This is a genomic window from Candidatus Thermoplasmatota archaeon (assembly GCA_035541015.1).
In the GTDB taxonomy this organism is placed as follows: Archaea; Thermoplasmatota; SW-10-69-26; order JACQPN01; family JAIVGT01; genus DATLFM01.
The window spans coordinates 1-26,056 of the sequence record DATLFM010000108.1; the positions used below are offsets into that span (position 1 = coordinate 1).

Annotated in this window: 24 protein-coding genes and 1 pseudogene; 7 read left to right on the forward strand and 18 right to left on the reverse strand. The window is 70.2% G+C overall.

The features are described 5' to 3' along the window. Positions 1-21 precede the first annotated feature (21 nt). Positions 22-978, forward strand: a pseudogene (locus tag VM681_10580) (S8 family serine peptidase). Here the strand turns inward: VM681_10580 and VM681_10585 are convergent. Then, positions 975-1,106: a hypothetical protein gene (locus tag VM681_10585; protein ID HVL88430.1), complete on the reverse strand. Its 132-nt coding sequence runs from the start codon at positions 1,104-1,106 to the stop codon at positions 975-977. The pseudogene VM681_10580 and the gene VM681_10585 overlap by 4 nt on opposite strands. 87 nt (positions 1,107-1,193) lie before the next feature. On the opposite strand from VM681_10585, the gene VM681_10590 reads away from it, so the two are divergent. Both VM681_10590 and VM681_10595 read left to right on the forward strand, forming a co-directional pair. Further along, the gene (locus VM681_10590) at positions 1,194-1,832 is read left to right on the forward strand and encodes a translation initiation factor IF-2 subunit beta (protein HVL88431.1); all 639 of its coding nucleotides are present in this window, start codon (positions 1,194-1,196) and stop codon (positions 1,830-1,832) included. Positions 1,833-2,018: 186 nt separating this feature from the next. Continuing rightward, positions 2,019-3,581 carry a sialidase family protein gene (locus tag VM681_10595; GenBank protein HVL88432.1) on the forward strand — a complete coding sequence of 521 codons (1,563 nt, stop codon included), beginning with the start codon at positions 2,019-2,021 and terminating at the stop codon, positions 3,579-3,581. A 12-nt stretch (positions 3,582-3,593) separates the two neighbouring features. On the opposite strand, the gene VM681_10600 is transcribed toward VM681_10595, so the two are convergent. The 3 genes from VM681_10600 to VM681_10610 form a co-directional block, all read right to left on the reverse strand. Continuing rightward, on the reverse strand, positions 3,594-6,011 hold the full coding sequence (locus tag VM681_10600; GenBank protein ID HVL88433.1) for an SMC family ATPase: 2,418 nt from the start codon (positions 6,009-6,011) through the stop codon (positions 3,594-3,596). Then, positions 6,008-7,117 (reverse strand): exonuclease SbcCD subunit D, encoded by a 1,110-nt coding sequence (locus VM681_10605; protein ID HVL88434.1) that lies wholly within the window; start codon positions 7,115-7,117, stop codon positions 6,008-6,010. The genes VM681_10600 and VM681_10605 overlap by 4 nt, the downstream gene beginning before the upstream one ends. Before the next feature lie 79 nt (positions 7,118-7,196). Further along, positions 7,197-8,813: an ATP-binding protein gene (locus tag VM681_10610; protein ID HVL88435.1), complete on the reverse strand. Its 1,617-nt coding sequence runs from the start codon at positions 8,811-8,813 to the stop codon at positions 7,197-7,199. Between the two features lie 159 nt (positions 8,814-8,972). Here VM681_10610 and VM681_10615 point away from each other — a divergent pair, with 159 nt between their 5' ends. Then, positions 8,973-10,559, forward strand: coding sequence for a hypothetical protein (locus tag VM681_10615; protein HVL88436.1), 1,587 nt, complete (start codon positions 8,973-8,975; stop codon positions 10,557-10,559). A 25-nt stretch (positions 10,560-10,584) separates the two neighbouring features. Then, positions 10,585-11,382, forward strand: coding sequence for a VIT1/CCC1 transporter family protein (locus tag VM681_10620; protein HVL88437.1), 798 nt, complete (start codon positions 10,585-10,587; stop codon positions 11,380-11,382). Positions 11,383-11,465: 83 nt separating this feature from the next. On the opposite strand, the gene VM681_10625 is transcribed toward VM681_10620, so the two are convergent. The 5 genes from VM681_10625 to VM681_10645 form a co-directional block, all read right to left on the reverse strand. Beyond that, positions 11,466-12,326, reverse strand: a complete 861-nt coding sequence (locus VM681_10625) for a hypothetical protein (GenBank protein ID HVL88438.1) — start codon at positions 12,324-12,326, stop codon at positions 11,466-11,468. Positions 12,327-12,359: 33 nt separating this feature from the next. Then, positions 12,360-12,824 (reverse strand): hypothetical protein, encoded by a 465-nt coding sequence (locus tag VM681_10630; protein HVL88439.1) that lies wholly within the window; start codon positions 12,822-12,824, stop codon positions 12,360-12,362. Between the two features lie 28 nt (positions 12,825-12,852). After that, positions 12,853-14,370 carry a S8/S53 family peptidase gene (locus tag VM681_10635; GenBank protein ID HVL88440.1) on the reverse strand — a complete coding sequence of 506 codons (1,518 nt, stop codon included), beginning with the start codon at positions 14,368-14,370 and terminating at the stop codon, positions 12,853-12,855. Positions 14,371-14,424: 54 nt separating this feature from the next. Continuing rightward, complete coding sequence (locus tag VM681_10640) at positions 14,425-15,918, reverse strand: S8 family serine peptidase (protein ID HVL88441.1); 1,494 nt, start codon at positions 15,916-15,918, stop codon at positions 14,425-14,427. Positions 15,919-15,986: 68 nt separating this feature from the next. Continuing rightward, positions 15,987-16,133, reverse strand: coding sequence for a hypothetical protein (locus VM681_10645; GenBank protein HVL88442.1), 147 nt, complete (start codon positions 16,131-16,133; stop codon positions 15,987-15,989). 251 nt (positions 16,134-16,384) lie between these two features. Between VM681_10645 and VM681_10650 the strand changes: the two genes are divergently transcribed. Together VM681_10650 and VM681_10655 are read left to right on the forward strand one after the other, a co-directional pair. Then, complete coding sequence (locus VM681_10650; GenBank protein ID HVL88443.1) at positions 16,385-16,906, forward strand: hypothetical protein; 522 nt, start codon at positions 16,385-16,387, stop codon at positions 16,904-16,906. Positions 16,907-16,931: 25 nt separating this feature from the next. Continuing rightward, positions 16,932-17,246: an Hsp20 family protein gene (locus VM681_10655; protein ID HVL88444.1), complete on the forward strand. Its 315-nt coding sequence runs from the start codon at positions 16,932-16,934 to the stop codon at positions 17,244-17,246. Between the two features lie 60 nt (positions 17,247-17,306). Here VM681_10655 and VM681_10660 read toward each other — a convergent pair whose 3' ends face one another. The 9 genes from VM681_10660 to VM681_10700 form a co-directional block, all read right to left on the reverse strand. Next, positions 17,307-17,516, reverse strand: coding sequence for a hypothetical protein (locus tag VM681_10660; protein ID HVL88445.1), 210 nt, complete (start codon positions 17,514-17,516; stop codon positions 17,307-17,309). 92 nt (positions 17,517-17,608) lie between these two features. After that, entirely contained in the window at positions 17,609-19,840 is a 2,232-nt protein-coding gene (locus VM681_10665; GenBank protein HVL88446.1) for a DNA-directed DNA polymerase, read from the reverse strand. A gap of 40 nt (positions 19,841-19,880) precedes the next feature. Continuing rightward, complete coding sequence (locus tag VM681_10670; protein HVL88447.1) at positions 19,881-20,669, reverse strand: hypothetical protein; 789 nt, start codon at positions 20,667-20,669, stop codon at positions 19,881-19,883. A gap of 55 nt (positions 20,670-20,724) precedes the next feature. Continuing rightward, complete coding sequence (locus VM681_10675; protein HVL88448.1) at positions 20,725-21,339, reverse strand: HAD family phosphatase; 615 nt, start codon at positions 21,337-21,339, stop codon at positions 20,725-20,727. Between the two features lie 25 nt (positions 21,340-21,364). Next, positions 21,365-22,363: a diphosphomevalonate decarboxylase gene (gene mvaD / locus VM681_10680; GenBank protein HVL88449.1), complete on the reverse strand. Its 999-nt coding sequence runs from the start codon at positions 22,361-22,363 to the stop codon at positions 21,365-21,367. Then, positions 22,354-22,902, reverse strand: a complete 549-nt coding sequence (locus VM681_10685) for a UbiX family flavin prenyltransferase (GenBank protein ID HVL88450.1) — start codon at positions 22,900-22,902, stop codon at positions 22,354-22,356. Before VM681_10685 ends, mvaD begins: the two co-directional genes overlap by 10 nt. Positions 22,903-22,951: 49 nt before the next feature. After that, on the reverse strand, positions 22,952-24,280 hold the full coding sequence (gene gatB, locus VM681_10690) for an Asp-tRNA(Asn)/Glu-tRNA(Gln) amidotransferase subunit GatB (protein HVL88451.1): 1,329 nt from the start codon (positions 24,278-24,280) through the stop codon (positions 22,952-22,954). 5 nt (positions 24,281-24,285) lie between these two features. Continuing rightward, complete coding sequence (locus VM681_10695; protein HVL88452.1) at positions 24,286-25,632, reverse strand: amidase family protein; 1,347 nt, start codon at positions 25,630-25,632, stop codon at positions 24,286-24,288. Between the two features lie 19 nt (positions 25,633-25,651). Next, positions 25,652-25,930, reverse strand: coding sequence for a hypothetical protein (locus VM681_10700; protein HVL88453.1), 279 nt, complete (start codon positions 25,928-25,930; stop codon positions 25,652-25,654). Between the last annotated feature and the right edge of the window lie 126 nt (positions 25,931-26,056).

Here is a 26,056-nt window from a genome sequence, read left to right on the forward strand (position 1 = left end):
TGGCTCACGGGCGCGCGCGGCATCGCGCCCGAGGCCAAGCTCGTGGTCGCCAAGGCGATGAACCACAAGGGCGAGGGGGACGACCCCGTCGTGGCCAACGCCATCCGCTGGGCCGTGGATCCAAACGGCGACGGCGACCTCTCCGACGGCGCCGACGTGATCAACCTCTCCATCGGGATCGAAGAGCCCAAGTAAGGCCCCGCGGGCTCCCTCCCGGCCGTTCGCGTCGGCAGCGAGACGCGCGCGGCGATCCTGGACGCCATCCGAAAGGGCGTCGTCATCGTGGTTTCCAGCGGCAACGACGGCCAGCCGCGCGTCTCGGAGCCCGGCGACATTCCGGAGGTCATCACCGTGGCGGCGGCCGACAAGGACAACGTCCGAACGGACTTCAGCAACCACGGCGCAGACCTCGACCTTCTGGCGCCCGGCGTCATCGTGAGCGCCTACCCGCGCGGCCTCGACACGTTCGACTTCGCGCAGGACGGGTACGTCGGCATGGCGGGGACCAGCATGGCCGCGCCGGTCGTCACGGGCATCGTCGCGCTCATGATGGAGGCCAACCCGGCGCTTCGGCAGAAGGCCGCCACGGGCGACCACACCCAGAAGGTCGCGCGGATCCAGGCGATCCTCAAGGACAACGCCGTTCGCCCGGACGACGCTCCGCGATCCGTCGGCCTCGTGAGCGCGCACCGAAGCGTCGTCTCCGTGGACCAGGGGACCTCCCGCATCCTGCCCGGCCTTCCGGAGGCCGTCCTTGCGGTCCTGGCCCTCGTGGCCTTGGCCGTCGGACTCTTGATCCGACGGCGTCGCCGCGAGGAGCGCGAGATTCGCGAGCTCCTCCAAGAGCTCGAGCGCCCGGCGGCGCTGCCGTTTGAAACGGTCGCGCCCGCGGCGCCGTCGCCTCCCGCCGAATCGGGGGAGCCGGCGGGAGAGCCGGAACGGCGGCCGGACGGCGCGCGGCGTCCCGACGGGAGCTAGCGCGTCTCTCGATCCCAATCCTTGCGCCGCTTGGCGAAGTACGCCGCCTTGGGCTCGCTCGCGCGGATGCGCGCCTGCTGCTCGATCTCCTCCTTGCGCGCGCGCCGCGTCGCCGGAAGGCGGACCATGCGAAACGATCGGCCCTCCGCCGGCTTGAGCCTTGCGGGACGCGCGCCCGAAAGGTACATCCGTAGGGGCTCGGTTGCAAAGCGTCCATGCCCGCCGAGGATCCCTACCGCGCGCTGCTGTCGAAGGCCCGGGCGAAGCTTCCCTCGAGCCTCGTGGCCGAGAAGAGCCGCTTCCAGGTTCCCGAGGCCGACGTCGCGCAGGAGGGACGCACCACGCAGGTGCGCAACCTCGACCGCATCCTCTCGGCCATCCGCCGCGAGCCCGACCACATGGTGAAGACGATCCTGGGCGAGCTTGGCCGCGCGGGGTCGTACGAGAACGGCCGCCTCACGCTCCAAGGCCTCGTGCCGACCAAGCAGGTGAAGGACGCCATCCAGAGCTACATCACGACGTACGTCATCTGCGACGAATGCGGCGCGCCCGACACCCACTTCGAGAAGGATCACCGCATCATGATCCTCCGCTGCGAAGCCTGCGGCGGCCACCGGCCGATCAAGGCGCGACCGAAGTCCGCCGCCGCGGTACGTCCGGCCGGCCCCAAGGAAGGCGAGGAGGTCGAGGTGGACGTGACGGGCCAGGGCAAGCAGGGCGACGGCGTCGCGCACATGGGCAACTACATCCTGTTCATCAAGGGCGCCGCGCGCGGCGAGCGCTGCAAGGTCAAGATCACGCGCGTCATGGGCACCACGATCTTCGCGGAGAAGGTCGTGGCGCCGCAGACGTAGGCCGCACCTGCGTCGAGGCGCGGGGGAATCCGAGCGCAGCGAGGGATTCCACGAGCGCCGCAGACGTAGGGGCCGCGCGACGGCGCTTCTTCCTGCGCATATGCGCAGGAAACGGCGACGCGCGGCGCACGGGACGACAAAAAGGCTTACAAGGGCTGCCGCCTACGGGGGGCCGGAGGCTTGGTCGTGACGAAGGCTTGGTCGTGGATCGTGCTAGGCATGCTGGCCGCCGTCCCGTTGGCCGGGTGCCTTGCGCCCGCCGACGACGGGGTCGATCCCGCAAGCCTCCTGCCGCCGCTTGCGCTGCCCGCGCTGCGGTGCGAGGTCGCCTGCAACCCGCTCGTCTCGGGCGGCAGGGCCAACACGAACGAGCCCTCCATCGCCATCGACCCCACGAATCCGTCGAACATGGTCGCCGGCGCCAACGACTACTCGCAGCCGCTGGGCGGCTCGTGGTGCGGCGTATACACGTCCGCGGACGGCGGCCGCACCTGGCAGGCCGATCTTCTCCCGGGCTACCCCGGCGACACGCGCCCGGGCGCGGGCCTCTGGGGCTTCGACTTCTGCGGCGACGCGGTGCTCGCCTTCGACGCCAACGGCGACGTCTACTACTCCGGCATCGCGTTCCATCGCATCCCGCGCGTGCCCGTCGCGGGCGTGCACCCGTGCGCGCTTGCGCCGGTCCCGTGCCCCGATCCGTACAACGTGCAGATCTTCGTCCTGAAGAGCACGGACAAGGGCAAGACCTGGAGCGAGCTTTCGATCGTGAGCGCCGGCGTCTCGACCGTCGTCTTCAACGACAAGAACTGGCTCCACTACGACCCGGTCTCGAACAACCTGTACGTCGTCTGGACGATCTACTCGTTCCTCCCGACGACCGTGATGGCCCCGGGCCTTGCGCCGGACCCGCTCTCCAAGGGCGTGATCTACTTCTCGCGAAGCGGCGACGGCGGCAGGACCTGGAGCGAGCCCAAGGAGATCTCGGAGGGCAAAAGCAACCAGGGCGCCGTCCCGGCGACCGACGCGAAGGGCACCTTGTACATCGTCTGGAACGCGGACGACCCCGACGAGCGCCCCGACGTCGAGAAGCAGCCGGGAAGCCTCGCGTTTGTCGTGAGCACCGATCGGGGCGAGACGTTCACGAAGCCCTCGCGCTTTGGCCCCTACCACCCCATGCCTTCCCCGCTTCCCAACGCGTTCTTCCGGACCTCCACGCTGCCGGGCTTGGCGATCGACACGACCGACGGACCCTTCGCCGGCTCGCTGTACGTCGTCTACAACGACTGGAACCCGGCCGAGGAGCACGCGGACGTGAAGATCACCGTGAGCCGCGACGGAGGCGCCACGTGGAGCGAGCCCTCCCGCGTGAACGACGACGACACGCGCACGGACCAATGGATGCCCAACGTGGCCGTCGATTCCGCCGGACGGGTCCACGTCGTGTGGCTCGACCGCCGCGACGACCCCGCCAACACGAAGTACCGCGCGTACGCGGGCATCTCGACGGACGGCGGGGCGACCTTCGGGCAAGCCCCGGCCAGCGACGAGGCGAGCGATCCTTTGGCGGACCAGGACACGGATCCTCTCACGGGGCAACCGCGGCGCATCAACTTCCTCGGAGACTACATCCAGGTGGCCACGGCCGGCACGCGGTCGTTCACGCCGTTTCCCGACCTTCGTGCAGCCGGCGACGGCAGCCGGCTCGTGAACGTGCTCCTGGCCGAGGTCGGCCTGCCCCAAGAGCGGTGAACCGAGATTGGATCAGGGCGCCGCGATCTCGCTCCAGCCCTCGGGCCGCGGGACGACGGCGACGGCGTGGTCGACGTTCTCCTTCACCTCGTCCACGTGGGTCACGACCAGGATCTGACGGAAGCGGCCCGAGAGGCCATGCAACGTCCGCAGGACGGATTGCTTGCGCACCTCGTCCTGCGAGCCGAAGACCTCGTCGAGGGCGAGGAACTGCATGGGCGCGCCGGAGCGCTCGGCCACCACCTCGCCGATGGCGACGCGAAGCGCGAGGTTGGCGAGGTCGGCCTCGCCGCCGCTTGCGCGCGCGAGATCGTACGCGACGCCATCCTCCACGACCCGCAGGTCGTAGTCCTCGGTCACCTCGAGCCCGGCGTACCGCCCCTCGGTGAGGAGCCGGAAGATCTCGCTCGCGTTGTGCGCAAGCGCCGGGCGGATGCGGCCGACAACGTGGTCCTTGAAGTCCGGGAGTAGGCCGGCGTCGCGGTCGCCCGCGAGGCGCTCGAGATGGAGCAGCTCCGTGCGCGCGGCCTCGATGCGCGCGGTCAGCTGCGTCTGCTCGTCGACCTCCTGTTCAAGGCGCGCCCGGTCGGCCCCCAAGCGCGTCACCTCGCCGTGCCGGCGCTCGAGGAGGAGCGTCTTCGCGTGGAGCTCGTCCTGCGCGCGCTCGCACGCCTGGACGGCGGATTCGTAGGCGCCCCGGTCGTAATGGAGGCCCTCCAGCCGCTCCTCCATCAGGCGCAGGTCCTCGCGGATGATGTCGAGGTCGCCCGAGAGGAGCGAGATCTCCTCGGAGAGCTGCGCCCGCCGCGCCATCTCGCCGCGCAGGCGGATGGCCGTCTCGTGAAGCGCTTCGAGCTGGACGAGCGAGCCCTTCATTCGAGTGAAGGTGGACTCGTCGAAGGGGTCGCGCGTGGCCTCGGCGATGGCCTTCTCGTAGTGGCCGATGCGCTCCTGCACCTCGTCCTGCCGCTTGAGGTAGTGCTCGACCTCGGTCTCCAGCCGGCCCAGGGCCTCGACCTCGGCCGCAAGCTCTCCCAGTCGCCCGTCGATCTGGCGAAGCTCCGCTTCGACTTCGGCAAGCTGCCGCTCGCCCGTGCGCTTCCGCTCCCAGGCGCGCGCGATGCGGTCCTCGAGGTCGAGAACCTCGGCGTCGTACTTGGCCAGAAGCGCCGGCTGGCAGTCGCCAAGCTCGCGCTCGCAGGTGGGGCAGGGCGACTCGGGCCCGAAGGAGGCCAGGTGCTCGCGCCGCGCCTGCACGTCGGTGAGGCGAGCGTTGCCCTGCTCGACCTCGATGCCTGCGCCGTGCAGGTCGCGCGTCATCTCGCGCACGCGGGAGAGAAGCTCGACCCGCCGCCCCGACAGGTGCGCCATCTCCTCGCGCACGTGCGCGCGCCGGGCCAGCGTCTGCCGCTTCTCGTCGGCGGTGGCCCGCAGGCGCTGGGCCTCGGCGGCCAGGTGCTCGACCTCGCGCCGGCGCAGGTTCGCGTCGCGGTGGCGGTCGCGCACGCGCTCGAGCGCCTCGACGTCCTTGCGCGTCCGGTGGTACTCCTCCTCGCTCGTGGAAAGCTCCCGGAGGCGCTCCTCGGCGCTGCCGAGCTCGGACAGCTCGTGGTGGCGTTTTTCGAGCTCCTTGTCCATGAGCGCGACGCGCTCGCGCCGCCGCTCGAGACGCGAGCTGTGGAGCTCGAACTCCTCCCGCCGGCGGCCGAGGTCGTCGCGCCGGGCCTTCGCCTCCTGCAGGGAGGCGGCGATTGCGGAGACCTCTTGCTCCAGCGCCCGCGCGTCCGAGCTTACGGCCTCCTCGTCCGAGCGGGCTTGCGCGAGCGAGAGCCGCAGCGCGGCGACGTCGCGCGCGCCGGCCGAGAGGGCGTCCAGGCGAGCGCGCTCCTCGCGCTTGCGGTCGCGCACGATCCGGATCGCATCGTCGATGGCGTCCACGCCGAGCATCCGCATGACGACCTCCTTGCGCCGGCCGGGCGTGAGGTCCGTGAGCGCGGCGAGATCCTTCTGCCGCGCGACGAGCGAGGTGAAGAAGGCCTCCTCGTCCATGTGCAGCACGCGCGCGAGATGATCGGTCGCCTCCTGGGCGCTGTTGGCGCCCGGGCTCACGACGAGGCTTCCGGCGACCGTCACGGAGGCCGAGGGCGAAAGCGACTTGCCCTGAAGCTCGCGGACGACCACGTACTCCTGGCCGGAGAGCTCGAAGGTGAGCGTGACGCGGCACGGCTCGCCCTCGCTGCCCCGCCGGGGAAGGAGGTCCTTCGTCGTGCGGCTGGCGCCGTTGCCAAAGAGCGCCCAGCCCACGGCCTCGAGGATCGAGGACTTGCCCGCCCCGTTGGGACCCACGAGGCCGACGAGACCGTCGGGGAACTCGATGTGGGCGTCCTTGAAGCGGCGGAAGTTCTCGAGGCGCAGCGCGACGAGCCTCACGGGCTCACCCCCGCAAGCGCGGCCTTCGCGCGCGCGAGGATGCGCTCGCGCTCCAGGCCCGCGAGGGGGACCGCGGCGACGAAGCGGTCGAACTCCTCGGCAAGCGGACCGATCGGAGCCGCTTGCGGATCGCCGCCGGCGGCCTCGTGGGTCCTCTCGTAGTGCGCCTGGAAGTGGAGCGCGGAGGCCGCCGCGCGGCGGATGCGCGCGAAGTCGAGCGCCGCGTGCACGTGCGAGGGCAGGTTGCGGACGCGGAGTCGGACGATCTTGCCCGCCGGGTCGCAGCCCTCGACCGCCTCCACGATGCGCGACTGGACCTCCGCGTCGCCCAGGCCCGCGCAGTCGATCGGCGCAAGATCGACCATGGGGCGAGCGGGGATCTTGTGGAACGCGACCGTCTCGGATTCGAAGTCGACGAGGTTGTAGCCCTTCTCCTGGCCCGCCTCGGCAAAGCTCGTGCGCTCGGTCGAACCCGCGTACCAGGCGTTGTCGGCGACCTGCGCGTTTCCGTGGTAGTGCCCGAGGGCGACGTAGTCGAAGGCGGGCGAGAGGGCGCTTGCGGGAAGGATCTGCTCGTTGAACTCGCCCATCTTGAAGGCTTCCACGCCAAGGACGCCCGCGTGCGCGGCGAGCACGTTCGTGCGCCGCCCGTCGGGCTTGGCGAAGGAAAGCTCCGCGAGAAGCTCGTCCTGGTTGGCGCAATGCGGCACGCAGTGGATCGCAAGGTCGCCCACGTCCAAGCGCTCGTAGGCGCCCTTGTAGACGGGGTGCACGTTCGGGAAGAACTCGAGGAATCGGAACACCGAGCCCGTCTCCCGGAGCTTCGGCGTCTCGTGGTTGCCCGAGATGACGACAAACGGGATCCCTTTCTGCGAGAGCCGCAGGATCTGCTCCACGGCGAAGGTGACCGCGCGGTTGGTGGGGCGCACCGAGTCGAACAGGTCGCCCGAGTGCAAGACCACGTCGGGCGAAAGCTCGAGCGCCGCGTCGACCACGCGCGCAAAGGCGCGAAAGACATCCTCCTCGCGCTGGTTGAGCCCTCGCTCGTTGACGCGGCCGTACGCCGCGTAGCCGAGGTGGGTGTCCGAGACGTGAAGCAGCCTCACGCCAGACCCCCCCGTTCCGTCGTCGCGCCGTTCCGTCCCGCGTGCGTCCCGTTGCGTGGCATCCCCATCCTCCGGATCGTCAATAGAAGTCCTTCCCCGCCGGCGCGGCCGCCGGAACGGGCGCGGGCGCAAGGCGCGCCGCGCGCGCGAGGTGTTCCTCGTACAGGTGGACCGTGAGGGGAACGGCAAAGGGCGCGTAGGGGCTCGTCACGAGCGCCTCGCCGGGCATGAGCGTCTGGATCTCGTTCTCGAGCCTCGAGACGTCTTGCTTGGCCGACTCGCGCAGGATCTCGCGGTCGCGCGCGTCGGCAAGGCCGAGGATGAAGAGCGTATTGAACTGCGAGGCGACCTCGGTGTCCAGAAGCTTGGGCTGCTGGGTGATGGCGCACAGGCCCGTCTTGAACTTGCGGCCTTCGCGCGCGATCTGCGCGAAGACGTTGGCGCTGGCCGTCGCCCCCTTTCCGAGCACGCGCTGCGCCTCCTCGAGCGTCACGAGGACGGGCGCGAAGGACTCGAACTCGGGCGTTCCGAAGGCGTCCTTGTTGCGCTCGAAGACGGCGCGCGCGAGCACGGTGGCGACGAGCAGCTCCTCGGTCTCGAACAGGCCGCCCGTGTCCACGAGGACGGTCTTGCCGTCCCGCAGCTGCTCGACGATGGCGCCCGTCACCGTCACCGTGCCGTCGCCGTGCACGAGCTGGTTGCGGAAGATGCGCTCGATGCGGCGCTTGATGACCTGCACCGTCCCCTCGTGGAACTGGCCGCCGAAGTCGGCGCGCATCTCCTCCGCGCTCTTGTCGCGGATCGCAAGGAGCCAGTCCCTGCCGTAGCGGTGGCGCGCCGCGGAGAGGAGCTCCCGCTGCGGGCCCGAGAACTCGTAGATGTTCATGACGTCGGGCGCGTCGATCTCCTGCGCCGCCAGACGAATGAAATGGTGCGGGCCCGCGAGCGGGCGATGCGAGTAGACGACGAGGTTGCGCTTGGCCATCGGGTGGTGGACGAGGCCCTTGCGCCGCGGGCTTGCGCCGTCATAGTACTCGCCGTGCGGATCGAGGATGAGGAGACCGTAGCGTCCGCGGGCAAGCGCGCTTGCGGCCAGGACCTTCATGAGGTTGCTCTTGCCCATGCCCGTCGTCGCAAAGACGCCCACGTGGTAGGGGAACGACTTCTGGCCGTCGATGCCCACCGGAATGGGCACGACGTCCTCGCCGCTTCGGAGGAAGCCCACCTCGAGGTCGCCTGCGTACTCGCGCAGGAAGTCGTAGTCCCGCGCGTCGGCACGGCGCACGCGCGCGAAGTGGCCGGGAATCGTCTTCGCCTTGAGGAACGTGCCGTCGCGAAGGTAGCCGAGGATGGCGCACACGCCCGTCTTGTAGAGGCGCCACTCGCGGTCGCCAAGCGGCGCGGGGCCGTCGCCCGTCTCGAGGCGCAGCATCGTGCCGGCCGTGCGCTCCATCCAGTCCTCGGCCGTGGCCTCGCATCCGAACCGGACGTCGAGCACGCGAAGAAGATATTGGTGGCCGCTCTCCTCGTCCTCGGCCACAAGGATGTCGCCGACGTACAGGTCGACGCCGTAGCGGGCGCGGAAACGCAGCGAGAGGACGCTGTCGCCCACGATGCGGCCGAGAAACTCGGGCGTGACGCGGTCCCCGCCGTTTGCGCCTGGGACGCGCTGGCTGCCGTTGGTCGTTTCCTCCATCCCTACCCAGAGCTGCCCGAAAAGGCAAGCGTCGAGCGCCGGCCGGTTCTAAAAGGCTTATGAAACGAGCGCCGAAAGTTTCGATTTTGGAGCTCCTGGGCGCGCGGCGCATACGTGAACTCCATAAAGCTCATGCTTTTGGATCGGGTGCCGCGTCCCATGCGGCCATCCTCCGCCGCCTTGGCCGTGGCCGCGGTCGTTTCCGTCGTCTTCGCCGGGTGCCTTGCCCCAAACGAGCCGGTCCAGATCTCGCGCACGATCGACCCCTCGGGAACGACCCGGATCGTCGACGCGTTCGATGAGCCCCTCGCCTTTGCGGCGGTGGCGGCCTTCGGCGCGTCGGACGCGCTCCTTGCCATCCTGTCGGCCGACGCGGACGGCGTCCTGCACCACGCGACGCTTCCTCCCCTTGCCCGATGGATCGCCGTGTCGGCGGCCGGGCACGAAACGTGGCGATCCGAAGCGGCCGACCTTCCCGCCGTGGCGAAGCTCGCCCCCCGCCCGCCCGGATCCCTTGGCGCCGAAGTCGCCGGCCTCTCCTTCCATGCGCCGGTTCTCTTGGGGAAGGCGTTCCTTGCGCACCAGCCCATGACCTGCGCCGCCTACAACTGCGGCGCCTCCGAGCCCGTCGTCGAGATCGCCGCCGACGGCGCCATCTACGCGTCGGGAACCTGCTGCATCGCCCAGTCGCCGCCCGTCTGGGTCTCGCGCGACGGCGGAAAGACCTTCGCGCCGCTGCGGGGCGACGTCCTGCGGGAATCGTTTGGCATCGAAGGCGACTTCGCGATCGACGACGCCGGCAACGTCTACCTCTTCGACATCTCCCTTGCGACGGCGTACGTCGCATCGTGGGACAAGGACGGCAACCACCGCTGGACCGTTGCCCTGCCCGGCATGCCCGTCGTCGACCGGCCGTGGATCCGCGCGGCCGAGGAGAACCGCGTCTTCTTCCTCTACAACGGCGGCACACAAACGTACTTCTACGACAGCACCGACGGCGGACGCACCTGGGAGCACCGCTACTCCTTCCCCGCGCCGCTTGGCATGATCGGGCAGGGGCCCGAGCGCGACCACCTCTGGGTGCAGGCCGGCATGCGGCTGTACGAAAGCGCCGACGGCGGCCGGACCTGGGGACTTGGCGAGCCCATCCCCAAACCCTCGAACTCGGGCCACCGCTTCGGCGACGTCCACCAAGGCATCAGCGGCACGCCCGTCGTCGACGAAGCCGGGCGCGTGTGGGTCGTCTACGACTGGCGGCAGTCGAGCTCCTCGACGGACGCGGAGCCCTACCACGTGTACGCCGCGCGCCGCGACCCCGACGGCGCATGGCACGGGCCCTACCGCGTGAGCCCCCCCACGGGGACGCACCATCTCCCCTGGCCCGCCGCAGGCCGCGACGGAACGCTTGCCATGGCCTGGTACGGCACGCTCGACGACGCGCGAGGGCCCAACTCCGTCTCCGCCGACGCCGCCTGGCACGTGTTCGCCGCCGCCACCGTGAACGGCGCCGATGGCGTACCCGCCTTCCAGATCGCCTTGGCCGACCCGCTGCCGGTGCACTACGGTCCCATGAACCGCGCGCTTCTCGACTTCCTGCAGGCCGACCTTGGCCCCGACGGAACCCTCCACGTCGCCTACGCGGAGAACCGCGACCGCGCCAAGGACGAGGCCACGTGGTACGTCCGGACGCCCGCGCTTTCGTTCCTTGCGCCCGAACGGTACCCCAACGGCCCACGGCAGCCTTGAAGCGCCCTTCCGCCGTTGCGGGCTCGTGGCCGCCCCCGATCCGCCCACGCGAGCCCAGCGCGAGACGGCCGAGCGCATGAAGCGCGAGCACGGGATTCCGCCCGTGCCCCGCGGCGCGCCCGCCGAGCACGAGGAGCATTCCCTCTTCCGCAACTACATCCGCGATCTCGTGCTCGGCTTCAACGACGGCGTCGTATCCGTCTTTGCCGTCGTGGCCGGCCTCGTGGGATCCGGACTTTTCCTTGCCGACCAGATCGCCGTCGCGGGCCTGGCCGCGCTCACCGCCGGCGCGCTCTCGATGGGCATCGGCGAGTACATCAGCACGAAGGCCCAGGCCGAGTACTACGAGGCCGAGCGCGCGCGCGAACGACGCCACATCGAGCAGTACCCCGAGATCGAGGCGCGCGAGCTCCGCGAGTACATGGCCGGGCGCGGCTTCGAAGGCGACCTCCTGGACCGCGTCGTGGAGACGCTCACGGTCGACAAGGAGCGGTTCCTCGAAGCGATGATGCGCGAGGAGTTCGGCATGGGGGAAGAGATCCAGCGCAGCCCCATCCGGTCGATGCTCTTTGTCATGGCGGCCTTCGTCGCCGGCGCCGCGCTTGCCGTGGCGCCCTTCCTCGTCGTCGCGCCCCAGGCGGCCGTCGCGGGGCTTGCCGTGGCCGCCGTCCTTTCGATCGGAGGCCTTGCCACGGCCGGCGTAGCGCGCGCCGTCGTAAGCGGCATCTCGGTCCCGCGCAGCGCCTTCGAGATGACGCTCCTTGGCGCGGCCGCCGCGCTTGTCACGTACGGGATCGGAAGTGTCGTGGGGGTGGCGATCTAGGCGTGTATACAAATGTATACCCTTGTATACACGCTTGGAAGTGCTGCGATTCGAGTCTTCCGCGAGCGGGGCCAGCGTACATCTCAGCGTCTTAGAAAGCGCTCCAATTGGCGCGAATGCGCCCGGCGCTCCTTCAACCGTAATGTAAGAACAGACCCAATTTGAGTTGCCGCGAAAATTCCGATCCCCGCGAGATAAAACTGTTGCACTGTTTCGCGGTCCGCAACGGATTCAACCTTCCCTACGATCCATTCGACTTTCACGATCTCTGAGATGACTGGCGTGAACGAAGAAGCATCCAGCGCTTGATCGAAATAATCGTTCCCATCCCCTTTCGTCAGGAAGCCACTGTGCTTGCCTACAGGATAGAGAATGGCACCACTCTCATCCATATCGACAAGGAATACCAGAGACGTACCGCGTTGATAACCCCCAGAGGTCAAATTGTAGGAACCAACTCCGGTGAATGGAATGACAACGACGTCGGATAGCCCTAGTTCGGGAACGTCAAACGTTTCCGTTTGAGGATTGTAATCTACCCACACCATTGCCCGATGTGCCACAAGCGAATTGCGCGGCTCAGTTTCTCCAACTCTCTCGTCTGGATCATGATACATTCGGACACGGTCAAGAGACGGTACGTCTTGACCGTCGGGCTTGAAGACGATAACATCTCCAAAATCGCCCGCCACTTCATGCGAACGTGATCGACCTACCACAAATGTCGTCACGTCTTCACGGCGATCCACAGGAACCAATCGAGTTTCGTCGCCATCGTCCATAATGCCAAGCTGACGATCACCGTGCCGCATACTGAGGCCATGGCCCGGTATTGTCTGGCCAAATAGGATACCGTGTGAGACTATAATGGCCAAAACGACGACGATTCCGACAACTACATGGGGAACAATCGAAACCATCCAGTCATCACTATCGCGCGCCAATATGGCGCGGAAACCAGTTTTGTGATAAGAATGTTACTTCGAAAGCCCGGGCCGCGGCAGCGGCCGCCCGCGGAACCAGCCGTCGAGGACGCCGTGCGTGAGGAACGGCAGCCGCCGCTCGTTCTCGCGCGCGTCGAGCAGCAGGCGCACGTCGCCGGCCGGCGCCACGCCCAGGACGCCCACGCCTTGGCGCTCGAACCGCGAGCGCGCGCGAAGCGGCGCATGCGTCTTGGCGAGCGGGAGCGCGACGTAGCTTCGCTGCGCCGCGAGCTGGTAGTGCATGGCTTGCGCAAGCGCCTCCTTCCAGTCGGCAAGCTTGAGCTCGACGGCGACGAGCTGCTCGTCGCGGCCGGCCAAGAGGTCGGCGTAGCGGCCGTTCACCGGCACCTCGTGCAGGACCGCGTAGCCCATGGCGCGGAAATGGCGCGCCACGGGCTCGCGGAGGGACGATTCGAGTGCGTTCCCACCTCCAAGCGGGGAAGGAGCGGCGGGGGTCACGGCGCTTGACGCGAGGTGCCCGAAGGTTTCATCCGCCGTGCAGGATCCCCCGAAGGGTGGAATCGAGCGCGAAGAACCCGTCCTCCATGGACCGCTCGGGCAGCGGCGCGCGTCCGTGGAGGACCTCGCGCGCGGTCGCGAGGCTGTGCACGTTGATGCCGCCGTAGCCCAGGAGGAGCACGAGCGGGACGTTCGCGGGCACGGAATCGTACGGGATGGGCGTCGTCCAGCAGCCTTGGCAGAAGGGGTTGGCGCCCGGCCCGTACTCGGTGTGGTCGGGCGCGCGCGGCTCGGAGAGCCAGTGGGCAAGACCGTCGTCTTCCGTGGCGGTGGGGCGCGATTGTGCCGTGCGGAAGTACACCTGCCGGAACTCGTCGAGCGTGAAGACGCCGTCGGCAAGCGGCCCGTCGGGAACGCGTCCGGCAGGTCCGGCGGCGACGACGCCTTCGCGGACGCCCGCGCCCGTGTCGCCGAGGATGCGGCGCGCCTCGAGCACGATGGCGGCGGCGCCTCCGGCCGCGTAGGGCGAGGCGGCGCTCGTGCAGCAGGAGATCGGGTGGGACGCGTACTCGTCGAGGCTTCGCGAAAGCGCCGTCCAGCCCGCGTAGGCGTCCGCAACGACGTGCGCGGGCTGGCCGTGCCAGAGGGTCGCGCGTCCGTTGTCGTGCGCGCCCACGATGACGACGCCGGGAGGCATCGTCGCCGCAAGGTAGGTCGGCCAGGTCGCAAAGCCGTTGAAGAACGCGAGCCCGTTGCCGCTTGCCGCAAGCGTGACCATCCGGCTTGCCGCATATTCGAACGCGGAGGCGATGCCGGCTCCAAGCGCGTCGGGAACCGGGTGGGGCAGGAGCGATCCCCACGAGTTCGTCTGCACGTCGATCCAGCCTTGGTCGGCGATCCAGCGCACTGCGGCCCCGGAAAGCCCCTCGATGGAGACGAAGCGGGCCTCGGGGGCAAGCGAGTGGAGCGCCGCGGCGGAGCGGCTGGCCGTCATCGTGCCGTGGCCGTGGTCGTCCAGGATGGGCAGATCCTCGCACGTTTGCGAGAGGATGCTTGCCGGAGGGATCGGAGCGACGGCGGGGCAGTTCGTCCCGCCGGGGGACCACCGCATGGCGCCCACGATCTTCGTGCCGGGGATCCAGTGGAGCTGGCGCGGCTGCACGCTCTCCCAGACGGCGCGGTCGGAGGCGAGGGCCTCGTCGTACGAACTCGCGTTCAGCGTGAGGTTCAGCGCGGGAACGTCGCACGGGTAACCGTCGATGTACGTGCACGGGTGCTCCCGCGCCCGGGGCGAATCGTCGCGGAAGGCGGCGTGGTAGGGGTTGATGCCCGTGTCCACGTGCGCGACGACGACGACGGGCTCGCGCGGCGGCGGGGGCGGCGCGACCGGGGGAGCAGGCGGGTCCGCGGACACGGGTTCCTCGGGCTCCGGCCCCTCGACGGCGGGTTCCAGCGTCTCCTCGGGCGCCTCCTCCGGCGGCGGGGCCGCGCACCCGGAGAGGAGCAGGGCGAGGGCGACGAGAACGCAGGCGGCGGCTTTCCTCAAGCAAACCCTCGGCCGAGTCAGGCGAGGGGGTTCAAAAGCTTTCTTGTAGGAACGCTAGCGCCTGCGCCGGAAAAGCGCGACCGCGGCCGCCGCGGCAAAGACCATCGCCGCAGCCGGCGCCGGCTCGGCTGCCGTGCTTCGCATCGAAGGCCCCGTCTCGAAGCCAAACCTCGCGAGGAGCTCGCCGCCGTCGTCGACGGGAACGGCCCGCGCCTTTCCGGCGTGCGGCGGCTTGGCAAGGACCGAGGCGTTCTTGGCCGCGGACACGGCCGTCAGCACGTCGAGGAAGCCCCACCCGTACGCCGGATGCCAGGCGTCGTGCGCGGGACCGAGATTGCGGGACGATGCAAGGAGGATCCATTTCACGGCCGAGGGCGAGAGCGCGGGCTGCGCCTCGAACAGAAGCGCCGCCGCCCCGGCCACGTGGGGCGCGCTCATGCTCGTCCCCGAAAGCGCCCCGTAGGAGCCCCCGCCGGCTGCGGCCGACGGCAACGGCGCCGTGACGTCCACGCCCGGCGCCACGAGGTCGGGCTTGGCCCGGCCGTCGACGGTCGGGCCTCGGGCCGAGAAGTCGGCGATGGCAAGCGACTTGTGCACGGCGCCGACCGTGAGCGCGCGCCGCGCCACGCCGGGGACGCCGACGGTGTGCGCGTCCGGGCCGCCGTTTCCGGCCGAGGCGACCGTGAGGAGGCCACGGTCGGCCGCGGCGTCGATCGCGCGGGAGAGCGCGTCCGTTCCGTCCGTGGCGCGGCCGCCCAGGCTCATCAGCAAGATGCGGACGCCAAGCTCGGATTTTCGCGCCTCGACCCAGTCGAGGCCGCGCAGGACGTTGCCGACGGATCCCTCGTCGTTGCCGTCGAACACCTTGATGTTGACAAGCCCCGCGCCGGGCGCGACGCCCGCGTACCGACCGGCGCTTGCCGCGCCCGAGCCGGCGGCCACGCCGGCCACGTGCGTGCCGTGGCCGCGGGTGGACTCCGGCACGACGGGCACGCCCGATCCGAGAACGCCGCCCACCTCCTGCGGCAGCGTGGCGTCGAACGATGCGAGCACGCGCCCGGCGAAGTCGCGGTGCGTCTCTTCAAAGCCCGCGTCGAAGACGGCGATGGCGACGCCGCGCCCGATGATGCCGTGCACGCGCACGGCGGCGTCGGCGCGGACGGAGGGCCGGGTTTCGTCGAGCGTCGGACGGACCGGGGCGTCCTGCTCGACCAGAACGACGCCCGGCAGGCCCGAGACGGCCGCAAGGGCGGTCGCGGGGAGCGTCGCCCAGACGGTGGGAACCGAACGGAAGACGGAATGGACGACGGCGCCCTCCCGCGCGAGGGCGGCGACATCGTCGGCGCCCGGCGCGTGGCGGTAGTGGACGAGGACGCGCACGAGACCGACGGCGTGCGACAAGGCGTCGTCGAGACCGTCGCGGTCGCGGTCGAGAAGCGTGGTGGCCCACCAGGGAGCCGCAGGCTCGGGGGATTCCGCGGGGCCGGCCGTCCCACCCGCGGGGATCAGCAACGCCGCGATCGTCAAAACGACGAGCGTACGGTTCATTCGGCGTTCCGTCGACCATCCGGCCGACGGGGGATAAAGGTGTGTGGCACGTCGTTGGAAGGACTCGGTCACGCGTAGGCCCGAAGCCATTCGGCGTCGGGGTGGCGCGGGGCCACCTCGGACGGAGGCGCAGGCGGGGCGGCGGCCTCACCCAAGCGCGACAGGATCGTCCGCAAGGCGTGCAGTCGGACTTCCAACTCGTAGATCTCCCGCAACAAGCCGTCCCGTGCGAGCATCCCTATCCCCGTTTCGCCGATGCCGTCGTTCGCCGAAATATCTTTTGCTTTGTTGCGACACGCGGCGTGCCCGTGCGCGCGCGCGACGCAAACGTTGATGGCGGTTCCTCGCGCCGTCGACGCATTCGCGTCTTGCCGCCCAACACTTTTCAACCCCAAGCGCATTGTGGGCTTGCTCCTTCCGGGGACATTCCAGTCTTCGGACGGTGTGGTTATCGGGAGTGATTCGAATGTTGCAGAACTATGTGGCACCCAGCTACGGCTATGGCTCGGACGCGAACGTCAACCGTCTCATCGAGGACACCGTCCAGATCGTGAACGACGTGGACACCCGCCTGCAGGCGCTCAAGATCGGCATCGCCCAGGCGTTCCCCCACCTCGCGCCCCACATCGCGGCGTCGGAGATCCAGAGCCGCATGCTGGCCGCCCGGATCGCCACGCCCTTCGGGGCGCCCGGCGTGTTCGCGCCCGGGACGCTTGGCTCGCCCATGTCGGCCTTCTCGCCCCTCTCGGGCCTGAGCCCGTTCGCCTCGGCGAGCCCCTTTGTCGCGAACCCGTACCTCGGCTCGATCGCCTCGACGCCGTGGGCGAACTCCTTCGCGCGCGATCCCCGCGAGCTCCTTCTGGAGGCCAGCCGCCTCTCGGCCTTGAGCCCCTTTGGGGCCGCAAGCCCCTTTCCGGGCGTAAGCGGCGCCTCCCCGTGGACCCCGGGACTCACCGTCCCGGGGACGGGCTCCTTTCGCCTCCTCTGAAGGAGTCCGGACGCCGCCGGCGGAGATCGTCGACGAAGGCCCGGACTACCGGGTCGTCCTCGAGGTCCCCGGAGCGACCAAGGATCGCGTCGAGCTTGCGCCGGGGCCGGCGCCGGGGACCCTCCTCGTGAAGGTGCCCTCGCGCGACGAGAAGCGGACCGGAACGTTGCTTGGCACCGAGCGCGGCACGCGCACCGGCGCGGTGACGTTCCAGCGTCTCGTGGCGCTTGGCTACGACGCGGAGGTCTCGAAGGCCAAGACGACAAACGTGGCCGACGGTCTCCTGACGATCGCGGTGCCCAAGAAGAGCCCGGGCCAAGACGCTCGCGAGAGTCGGTAGCGCCGCCCACTTCGGGGACCGGACGTTGGTCCGGTCCCCAACGTTTTTTGTCCCTGTCCTTCAGTGGTACGCCTTGAGCCACTCGTCGCCGTCGTCGCCGGGAGGCTGCGCCGGCAACGCGGGAATGCCCGACCATGGCACCGTCGCGGGCTCGGAGCCGCGCACGAGCATCCGGCGGATCTCGAGCAGGCGCGCTTCGACGGCAAGCAGGCGAAGCCACAATTCGTAGCCGGCCTGCTGATGGAACGAAAGCACGTCAAGCGGCGACATGATGCCCTTTGTCTCCGCCTTGCCGGCCATAAAGATTCTGGCGCATCCCCGGCCTGTGGAGCGGATGGCTCCGGACGCCGTCCGATCCGGGGTCAAAACCAGTCGGCAAGCGTCTGCTGCCGGCCGCCAACCCGGACGTCGTCCGGACCCTTTCCAAAGGGCTCCAAAACGCGCACGACCGCCGGCACGACCTGCTTTTCCTCATACCAGCGAAGGTCGGCGCGCTCGTCGGCCGCAAGGAAACGCGCGAGGCGCGCGCGCGAAGCCAACGAACCTTGTCCCTCGACGACGACGAAACCGATCTTCGTCCCGACGGGCGCCCGAAGCCCCGGCCGCTCGCGCTGCGCGCGCTCGAGCGCCGCCGCGTGCGCTGGCTTCGCCTTGTATCCGCCCGGACGTTGCGTGAGCGACTTGTGGATCACAAGGTCCGACAGGGGAACCCGTCCCTCGCGCAGGCGCGCGATCGCCGCGCGGGCGGCCGCAAGCCCGGCCTCCGCGTCCCGACGGGAAAGGAGCGCTTCGAGCACCTCCGCCTGCGCCCGGCGAGCGTAGGAGCACCAATCCCCGCGCCGCACCTCGAAGCCGCGCACCACGAGCTCCCCCTCGCGCGTTTGGCCGGCGTACCGTTTCTTGGCGCCCGTGAAGAGGAGGCTCTCGAAGCGATCCTGCACCTCAAGCTGCACAGGAAGGCGAGCGTTGGCAGCGTCCACGAACGCGTCCACGCCGGGGTCGTCCTGCAAGAAGAGCGAATCCGTGTCGCCGTACAGCACCAAAAGCCCGTGCTCTTGCGCAAGCGCGATCGCCTCCTTGATGAAATGGCGTCCCCAGGCGGCCGTGGCCTGCGCGCACTCGCGCCGGTACCAGCGCGCGCCTCCCCAGCCCGTGTACCCGTAGACGGCGTTCGTGAGGACCTTCACGGCCTTCTGCCGGGCGTCAAGCGCACGCCAGGCCCCGACGTCGGAGGGTGCGGCCGCCAAGCGCCCGCGGAGCTCGCGACGGGCGGCAAGGAGCTCCTCCAAGACCCGCGGCACGAAGCCCTGCGGCTCGCGAAGGAACCGGTGGCCCACCTCCGGCGCGACGTGGACGCGCTCCGCGTCCGCGCGCTCCTCGGTGGGAAGGTACGTTTCGGGCGACACGTTGAACCGGACCATGAGGTTCGGATACATGCTGGCGAAGTCGAGCGCGACCACGCGCTCGAAAAGCCCCTTGGGCGGGGAGAGAACAAAGCCGCCCTCGTACTCCTCGAGCGCGCGCTCGTCCCCCTCGCCCGGCGGAAGGATGCCGCGACGGTGCGACTCGGCGACGAGGTAGGCGTCCACCTGGCGGCCGCGGCCGGCGCGGGCCACCTCGTCGAGCGGAAGGCGCAGCGTCTGCGCAAGCTCGATCTGCGACGGCACGAGCGCGCGCGCGATGGCCAGGAGCCGCCGCGTGCCTTCCCCGCCGACCCGGAGGCTTTCCGCGACGTTCTCCACCGTCGGCAGCTTCACGTCGGGCAGGTCCCGCTCGGAGAGCCGCAGGAGGTCGACGTGGGCCCGTCCCGGCAGGCGCGGGCGACCGGGCGGGCGCCAGATCGCCTCGCGGCCCTGCGCGCCAAGGAGCGGGCGCACGCCCACGGCCGCGCACCGCGCAAGCACGTGCGGCAGCACGGTGGCGTCGCCGTCGTAGGTCACAAGCACGTCCGGGTCGACGTCGCGAACAAGGGCCACGAACGACTGCAGGATCGCCCGCTCGTCGTCTCCCGCGAGCACGCGCTCGGCCTCGCCCTCCCGCCCGATGCGGATCGCGCCCACGGGATCGCTCGAGGGATCGAGCGTCGCCGTCTCCTCGCGCGGAACGACCTCCAGTGCCATCGCCGCCCACGCGGGCGGCAGGCCGGTCATCGCGGCAATCGCGGACACGCGGCCGTCGCCGGTCGCCTCCGCGCGCACGCGCTGCCATGGGACGAGCTCCCGATCGAGGACGTACCGTTGCGCAAGCGGAAGGTCGGCGTCCCGCGGGACGAGCCCTCGCGCGACCACGGCCTCCGCTGCGGATGCAAGCGCGGCCGGCGGGTCGACCAAGAGGCGGAGCGCGGCGCGGGGCCGGCGCCCGTCCACCCGCGTCACGACCTCGCAGTCCACGATCGCGCCGTTGCGCACCGCAAGTCCGGCAAGCTCCAGGCGATGCGCCCGCAGGTCGGCTTCGCCCACGGCGTGGAAGCTCGGCCGGTACGATTCGTCCCAGAGCTCGCAGACGCCCGCCGCCGTTCGGACGAAGAGGTGGACGCCGCGGGGCGCGGCCGGCTCGACGTCGAGAAGTACGCCTTCGATCGCGACGGCGGGCACGCCCGGGCAGCAGGATGGGGCGGCCTAAGGCTTTTGGAAGCTACTGGAGATCGACGCGGTCGGCGAACTTGAGCGTGTCGCGGATGCGGACGTCGATGCGGTTCTCCTGGCGGACGAGGCCGCGCACGAAGAACTGATCGCCGTTTGAGATTTGCTCGCCCTCGGCGATGAGCTCGGTGCGGGCGGCGTCGCGGTAGAGGTCCTGGCGGACGTTCTCGTTGATGCGGACCGTGATCTCGGATCGCGGGAAGGGCGCCTTGGACGATCCGCGGATCTCGATCCGGAAGCCGTCCTCCGGCCCGGCCGGCTCCGAGCGGTAGGGCTGCACGAGCACGGTTCCGTCCACCTCCGTGTCGCGGAACTGCTCCACGGTCACGTTGAACGCGCGCTGGAAGTACGCCTCGAAGGGCCGGTCCTGGTACGTGTAGCTCTTGGAGAGGTTGACGACGATCCGGTTGTTGCCGGGAAGGCCCAGGATGTAGATGGGCTGCTGGATGTCGAGCGAGCCCACGCCTGCAGATCCGGGATGGACGAGGCGCTCGGGGTCGCGGAACACCGTCACGTTGGCGTCGCCGTTTCGCGTGAGCACGACCTCGTGGCCCACGAAGGGCGCAATCGTGCGCCCGGGCTCTCCCACGCGACCGGCCGAGTTCAGCAGGATCACGACGCCGTCGGTGCGGCCGTCGCCGTCGGAATCGTAGGCGTCCACGTCCAGCGTGGCCGTGATGGTGGGGCGAGGCTCGGGCTCGAAGGGATTGAAGACGCATCCCGCCAGGGTCGCGCACAGGAGCGGCAGCGTCAACGCCGCCGCCTTGAACCCCCTGTCCATCGGGCGGGGAACCCCGGGCCTAGACCTTGAACTTTGTCGTTTGACTTGCGAATCCTCAGAGCCAGAAAAGGGCTTCCTCGTGGCTGGCGCAGACGACGTCCGCCTCGCCCAGCAGGCCTTCCGGAAGCGTGGTGGAGAGCGCGATCACGCGCATCCCCGCGCGCTTGCCCGCGCGGATGCCGTTGGGCGCGTTCTCGACGACCGTGCACGCGCGCGGCAAGACGCCCAGCCGCCGGGCCGCCTCGAGGTAAGGTCCCGGATCGGGCTTTTCCTGCGGACAATCCTCCATCGTCACGGGCGCGTCGATCCCCTGCAGGAGGTCGCCGAGCATGAATTCGAGGTTGCGCCGCGTGGTCCCCGTGGCGATGCCCGTCTTGTAGCCCCGCTCGCGGACGGCCTCCAGCATGCGCGGCACGGCCGGATAGAGCGGCGGCTTGCCCATCGCGCGGAACGCCTCCTGCTTGGCTTGGGCAAGCGGCGCCACGTCGGCCTGGGGGATGGGAACGCCGTACTTCTCCGAAAGCGCCCGGATGATGGTGGCGCTCTTCCCCCCCTCGCGCAGCAGGATCTCCTCGACGGGGAACCGGAGCCCGCGCGGCGCAAGGACCTCGACGTACGCTCGCGCGTGTCGCAGGCTCGATTCGCACAGCACGCCGTCCATGTCGAAGATGACGGCTCGATGCGGCGGCGTGGGATCACCCGGAGAGGTGCTCGCGCAGCAGCGTGGGCCCGGGCCCCGGTGGGCAGGCGAGCAGACGGTCGCCTTCGTACCCGAGCGCGCGCATCTTCGCCTGCACGCGCGGGGCGTCGTCCCCGTGGCAAAGGACGTGCACGTTCGGGCCGGCGTCGATCGTGAACCAGCACCGGAGGCCCTCGGCGCGCCACGCGCGCACGGCGTGCAGGATCTCGACCGTGCCGGGCTCCCAGTAGAGGAGGCTTGGCGAGCTTGTCATCATGACGCCGTGCATGGCCAGCGCGTCCCGCTCGGCAAGCTCTCCCATGCGCGCGAGGTCCTTCCGGGCAAGCGCGGCGAGCATCTCGTCGAGCACGGGCGCAACGGAGGCCACGCGCGCGGCGTGCAGCGGGCTCGTATCCGCCAGACCGTGCCCCTCGCCGCTTCCCACCTTCTTGTGCGCGCGGCTCACGAGGGCCACAAGATCCACGACCGGAAGGTGGGAAGGCGGCTCGATCTGGTCGGCGTAGGACCCCTCGCTTGCGCTTCCGGCGTTCCAGAGCACCCAGCCGCCAAAGAGGCTGCGCGCGGCGCTCCCGGAGCCCTGGCGCGCCACGACGCTCATCTCGCGGCCGGAAAGCCCCAAGCCCAGCACCTCGTTTGCCGCGACCGTGAGCGCGGCGAAGGCCGAAGCCGAGCTTGCCAATCCCGAGCCTTGCGGAAAGTTGTTCTGGGAGACGACGCGCAGGTGGGGTTGGCTCTTGGCCGACGCGCGCATGCGGTCGAGGTGCGCGACGACGCGATCGTAGGCCCGGCGCTCGGCGGGCTTGCCGTCGATGAGCACGACGTCGGCGCCCGTGGGCTCGACGGAGACGGTCGTGGTCGTGTGCACGCCGCCCATGGTCATGCTGAAGCTTCCCGTCGCGGGGAGGTTGAGCTCGGGCGGGGAGCCGGGGCGCCGGCCCCAGTACTTCACGAGCGCGATGTTCGGGTGCGCACGGCAGGTCGCGGTCATTCCCATCGTCGATACACCTTCGTCTCGATCTGCAACGCGTCGAGGATCTTGCCCACCACGAAGTTCGTGGCGTCGGATAGCGTCGTCGGCCGGTTGTAGTAGGAGAGCATGGGCGGAAGCACGATCGCGCCGGCCTGGGCCACGCGCAGCATGTTCTCGATCCCCATGGCCGAAAGCGGCGTCTCGCGGGGCACGATGACGAGGCGGCGCTTGGTGCGAAGGTGGATGTCGGCCGCACGCGTGACGAGGTTGTCGGAGAGCCCGTGCGCGATGGCGGCAAGCGTCTTCATGCTGCAGGGCACGACCACCATCGCGTCCGTGAGGAACGACGAGCTTGCGATGGGCGCGTCGAGCGCTCCCTCGGAATGCCGGTGCGCGGCGGGAAGCTCGCGTCGTTCCGCCGGAAGCTCGTGCTCGATCGTAAGCTGCGCCCCGCGCGTCACCACGAGGTGCACCTCGCAATCGCCCCGCGCCGCCAGCTCCTCCAGCACGCGCTGGCCCAGGATCTGCCCGGAGGCCCCGGTCATGGCGACGACAAGGCGCATCGCCGCGGGAACCCCTTGCGAGGGATAAAGGAATCGGACGCGACTCGCCTCAGCGAAGCCTGCGCTCGATCTCCGCGCGCACCGCGTCGGGCTTGGCGCGTCCGGCAAGACGACGCATGGCTTCCCCGACGAGGAAGTTCAGCGTGCCGGACTTTCCGGCCCGGAGCTTGGCCACGGCGTCGGCCTCCGTCGCGAGCACTTCCTCGACGACGCGCGTGACCTCGTCCGTGCCCACGACGCCCAAGCGCTCCCCGAGGGCATCCTCGAGCGCGGCGCCGTCAAGCCAACGGCGCAGCGACTCGCGCGCGGCCTGCCGCGTGAGCGATCCCTCCGACAGCGCGCGCAGCAATGCAGCGAGGCCTTCGACGGTGAGCCGCGACCCCGCGAATTCGAGCGAGCGGTAGTTGAGCTCGCCCTTCACGTCGCGGACGAGGAAGTCGAAGGCGAGCTTGGGATCGACCGCGCGCGCGAGCTCCTCGTGCGCCCGCGCGAGGGGTCGCTCGGCGAGGAGGACGTTGGCCGCTTCGGCCGTCACGCCAAGGTCGCGCGTCCAGCGGGCACGGATTTCGTGCGGGTGCTCGAGGGCCGGAAGCGCCTGCCACTGCGGCGCGAGTTCGACGGGCGGAAGGTCGGGATCGGGAACGAAGCGGTAGTCCTCGGCCGTCTCCTTGGCGCGAAGCAAGACCGTGACGGCGCGCGCCTCGTCGAAGTGGCGCGTCTCGCGATCGATGCGGCCCCCGGAGGCGAGGATCCCGCTCTGGCGCTCGATCTCGTGGGCAAGCGCAAGCTGCACGTTGTGGGCGCTGTTGACGTTCTTCACCTCGACGCGCTCGCCGCCCTCGACGCTCACGTTTGCGTCGGCCTTGAGCCCACCGGCCCCCAGGAGGCCGGCGTACTGCATCACGAGACGCAATTCCTCGATCCACGCGCGGGCGGCGGCGGGCGAGCCGAGCACGGGCTCCGTGACGATCTCGACAAGCGGCGCGCCGCTGCGGTTCCAGTCCACCTCGCCGCGGCGAAGCTCGTACGTGCCCGGGTCCTCCTCGAGATGGATCTCGCGCACGGCCACGCCCGAAAGCTCGCCACGCTCGCCCAGCGGAAGCGAGGTCCTCTGGTAGTTCGCCGGAAGATCGGGATAGAAGTAGTGCTTGCGAAGGAAGCGAAGCGCGGGTGCCTCCTCGCATCGCAGCAGGCGCGCGGCCGTAAGCGCGGCGCGGACGGCCGCCTGGTTGGGCGCCATGGGCTTTGCGCCGGGCTGCGCCGTGCAGACCTCGCACACGTTCTCGTTGGCCCGCACGGCCGAGAGGAACGCGGCCGGGCAGCGGCAGAAGAGCTTCGAGGCCGTCGCGAGGTAGGCGTGCACCTCGAGGCCGATCAAGACGCTCAGGCCATCGCCTCCCACGTTCGCAGCGCCGAGAGGACGCGCCGATCCGCGCCGCGCGGTCCAAGGACCTGCAGGCCCACGGGCAGCCCCGGGCTTCGAACGGGCGTCGAGGCGGCGGGGATGCCGGCGAGGTTGGCGGCCACCGTGAGCACGTCGGCCGCGTACATCGAGAGGGGATCTTCGACGCGCTCCCCCAACCGGAACGCCGCGAAGGGCATCGTCGGCGCGAGCAGGAGGTCCGCCTCCCGGAAGGCCCGCTCGAACCCCTGCCGGACGCGCTCGCGCGCGGCAAGCGCAAGCCCGTACCACCGGTCGCGGTGCTCCTTCATCGTGACGTACGTCCCAAGGGCGATGCGGCGCCGCACCTCCGGGCCGAAGACGGCGCGGTTTCCCATGGTCGTCTCGACGAGCCCCCGGTCGGGCCCCGGGCGCGCGCCGTACCGGTAGCCGTCGTAGCGCTGCATGGCGCTTGCAAACTCGGCGTAGTTCAGAAGATAGTAGGATCCCAGCGCCTCCGAAAGCGCCGGGATCGACACCTCGACCGCCTCGGGCGCAAGCCGGCTTGCGGCCTCGCGCACGCGGCGCTCCACGTCCGCATCGACGCCCACGAACATCTCCCGCACGAGCGCGAACCGCGGACGCGCGACGTCGCCCTCGGCGCGCGCCGGAGCTGCCGTCCTCGTGACGGGATCGCGCGGATCGGGCCCGGCGGCGACGTCCAGGAACAGCGAGAGCCCCTCGGACGACGCCGCGATCGGGGCGGGCGATTCGAGGCTCATCGCCAAATCGGCCAGGCCGTGCCGCGAAACGAGGCCGTACGAGGGCTTGAGCGCGCTTGCGCCGCAGAACGCCGCCGGGCAGCGGACGCTTCCCCCCGTGTCGCTTCCCACGGCAAGGTCGGCAAGGCCGGCCGCCACGCTTGCGCCCGCGCCGCTGGAGCTGCCGCCGGGCACGCGCGAGGAATCGCGCGGGTTCCTCGTCGGGCCAAAGGCGGAGTTCTCGCCGCTCGAGCCGCAGGCGAACTCGTCGAGGTTCGTCTTCCCGAGCACGACCGCGCCCTCGCGCTCCAGGCGCTCCACCACCGTGGCCGTGTAGGGCGCGACGTACGTTTCGAGCACGCGCGAGCCGCAGGTCATGCGCTGCCCGGCCACGGCGAGGTTGTCCTTCACGCTCACGACAAGCCCGAACAGCCGCCCCTCGCGCGGGCCGCGGTCGAGCGCGCGGGCGCGCGCCATCGCCGCCTCCACGTCGAGCGACACGTACACGTTGTGCGGATCGCGCCGTGCCGCCTCCGCGAGGCGCGCCACGCGGTCCTCGACCGACTCGCCGCCGCGAAGCGAGGCCACGGTCTGCCCAAGCGCGCGGCTAGAGCCCGCGAGGGACAAGCGCCACCCCGTTGCGCTCGCGCGGGAAGTTGCGCCGGATGGCGTCCGCGGCGCCCGACGGGACGACGACGTCCTCGCGCAGGTCCGCGCCGGCGGCCGGCTCCGGCGGGCGCGCGGCGTCCCCGTGGCCCGCAAGGTCCGAGGCGAAGCGGGCAAGGATGGCCTCGGCCTCGGCGGCCAGCCGTTTGGTCTCCGGCTCGGAGAGATCCAAGCGCGCGACGTGCGCCACCTTGCCCCAGCGCGTAGGATCGCCCGTCACGAAGCGGCGGGAGGATGAGGAAAAATGATATAGGTTGCGGCCTAAGTGTCCGCGGAATCCGACCGCGCACAACGCGGTTGGGCGGGTGGCACGGGACGGGGGGAGGCGGTTTCGGCCGCCTCCCCC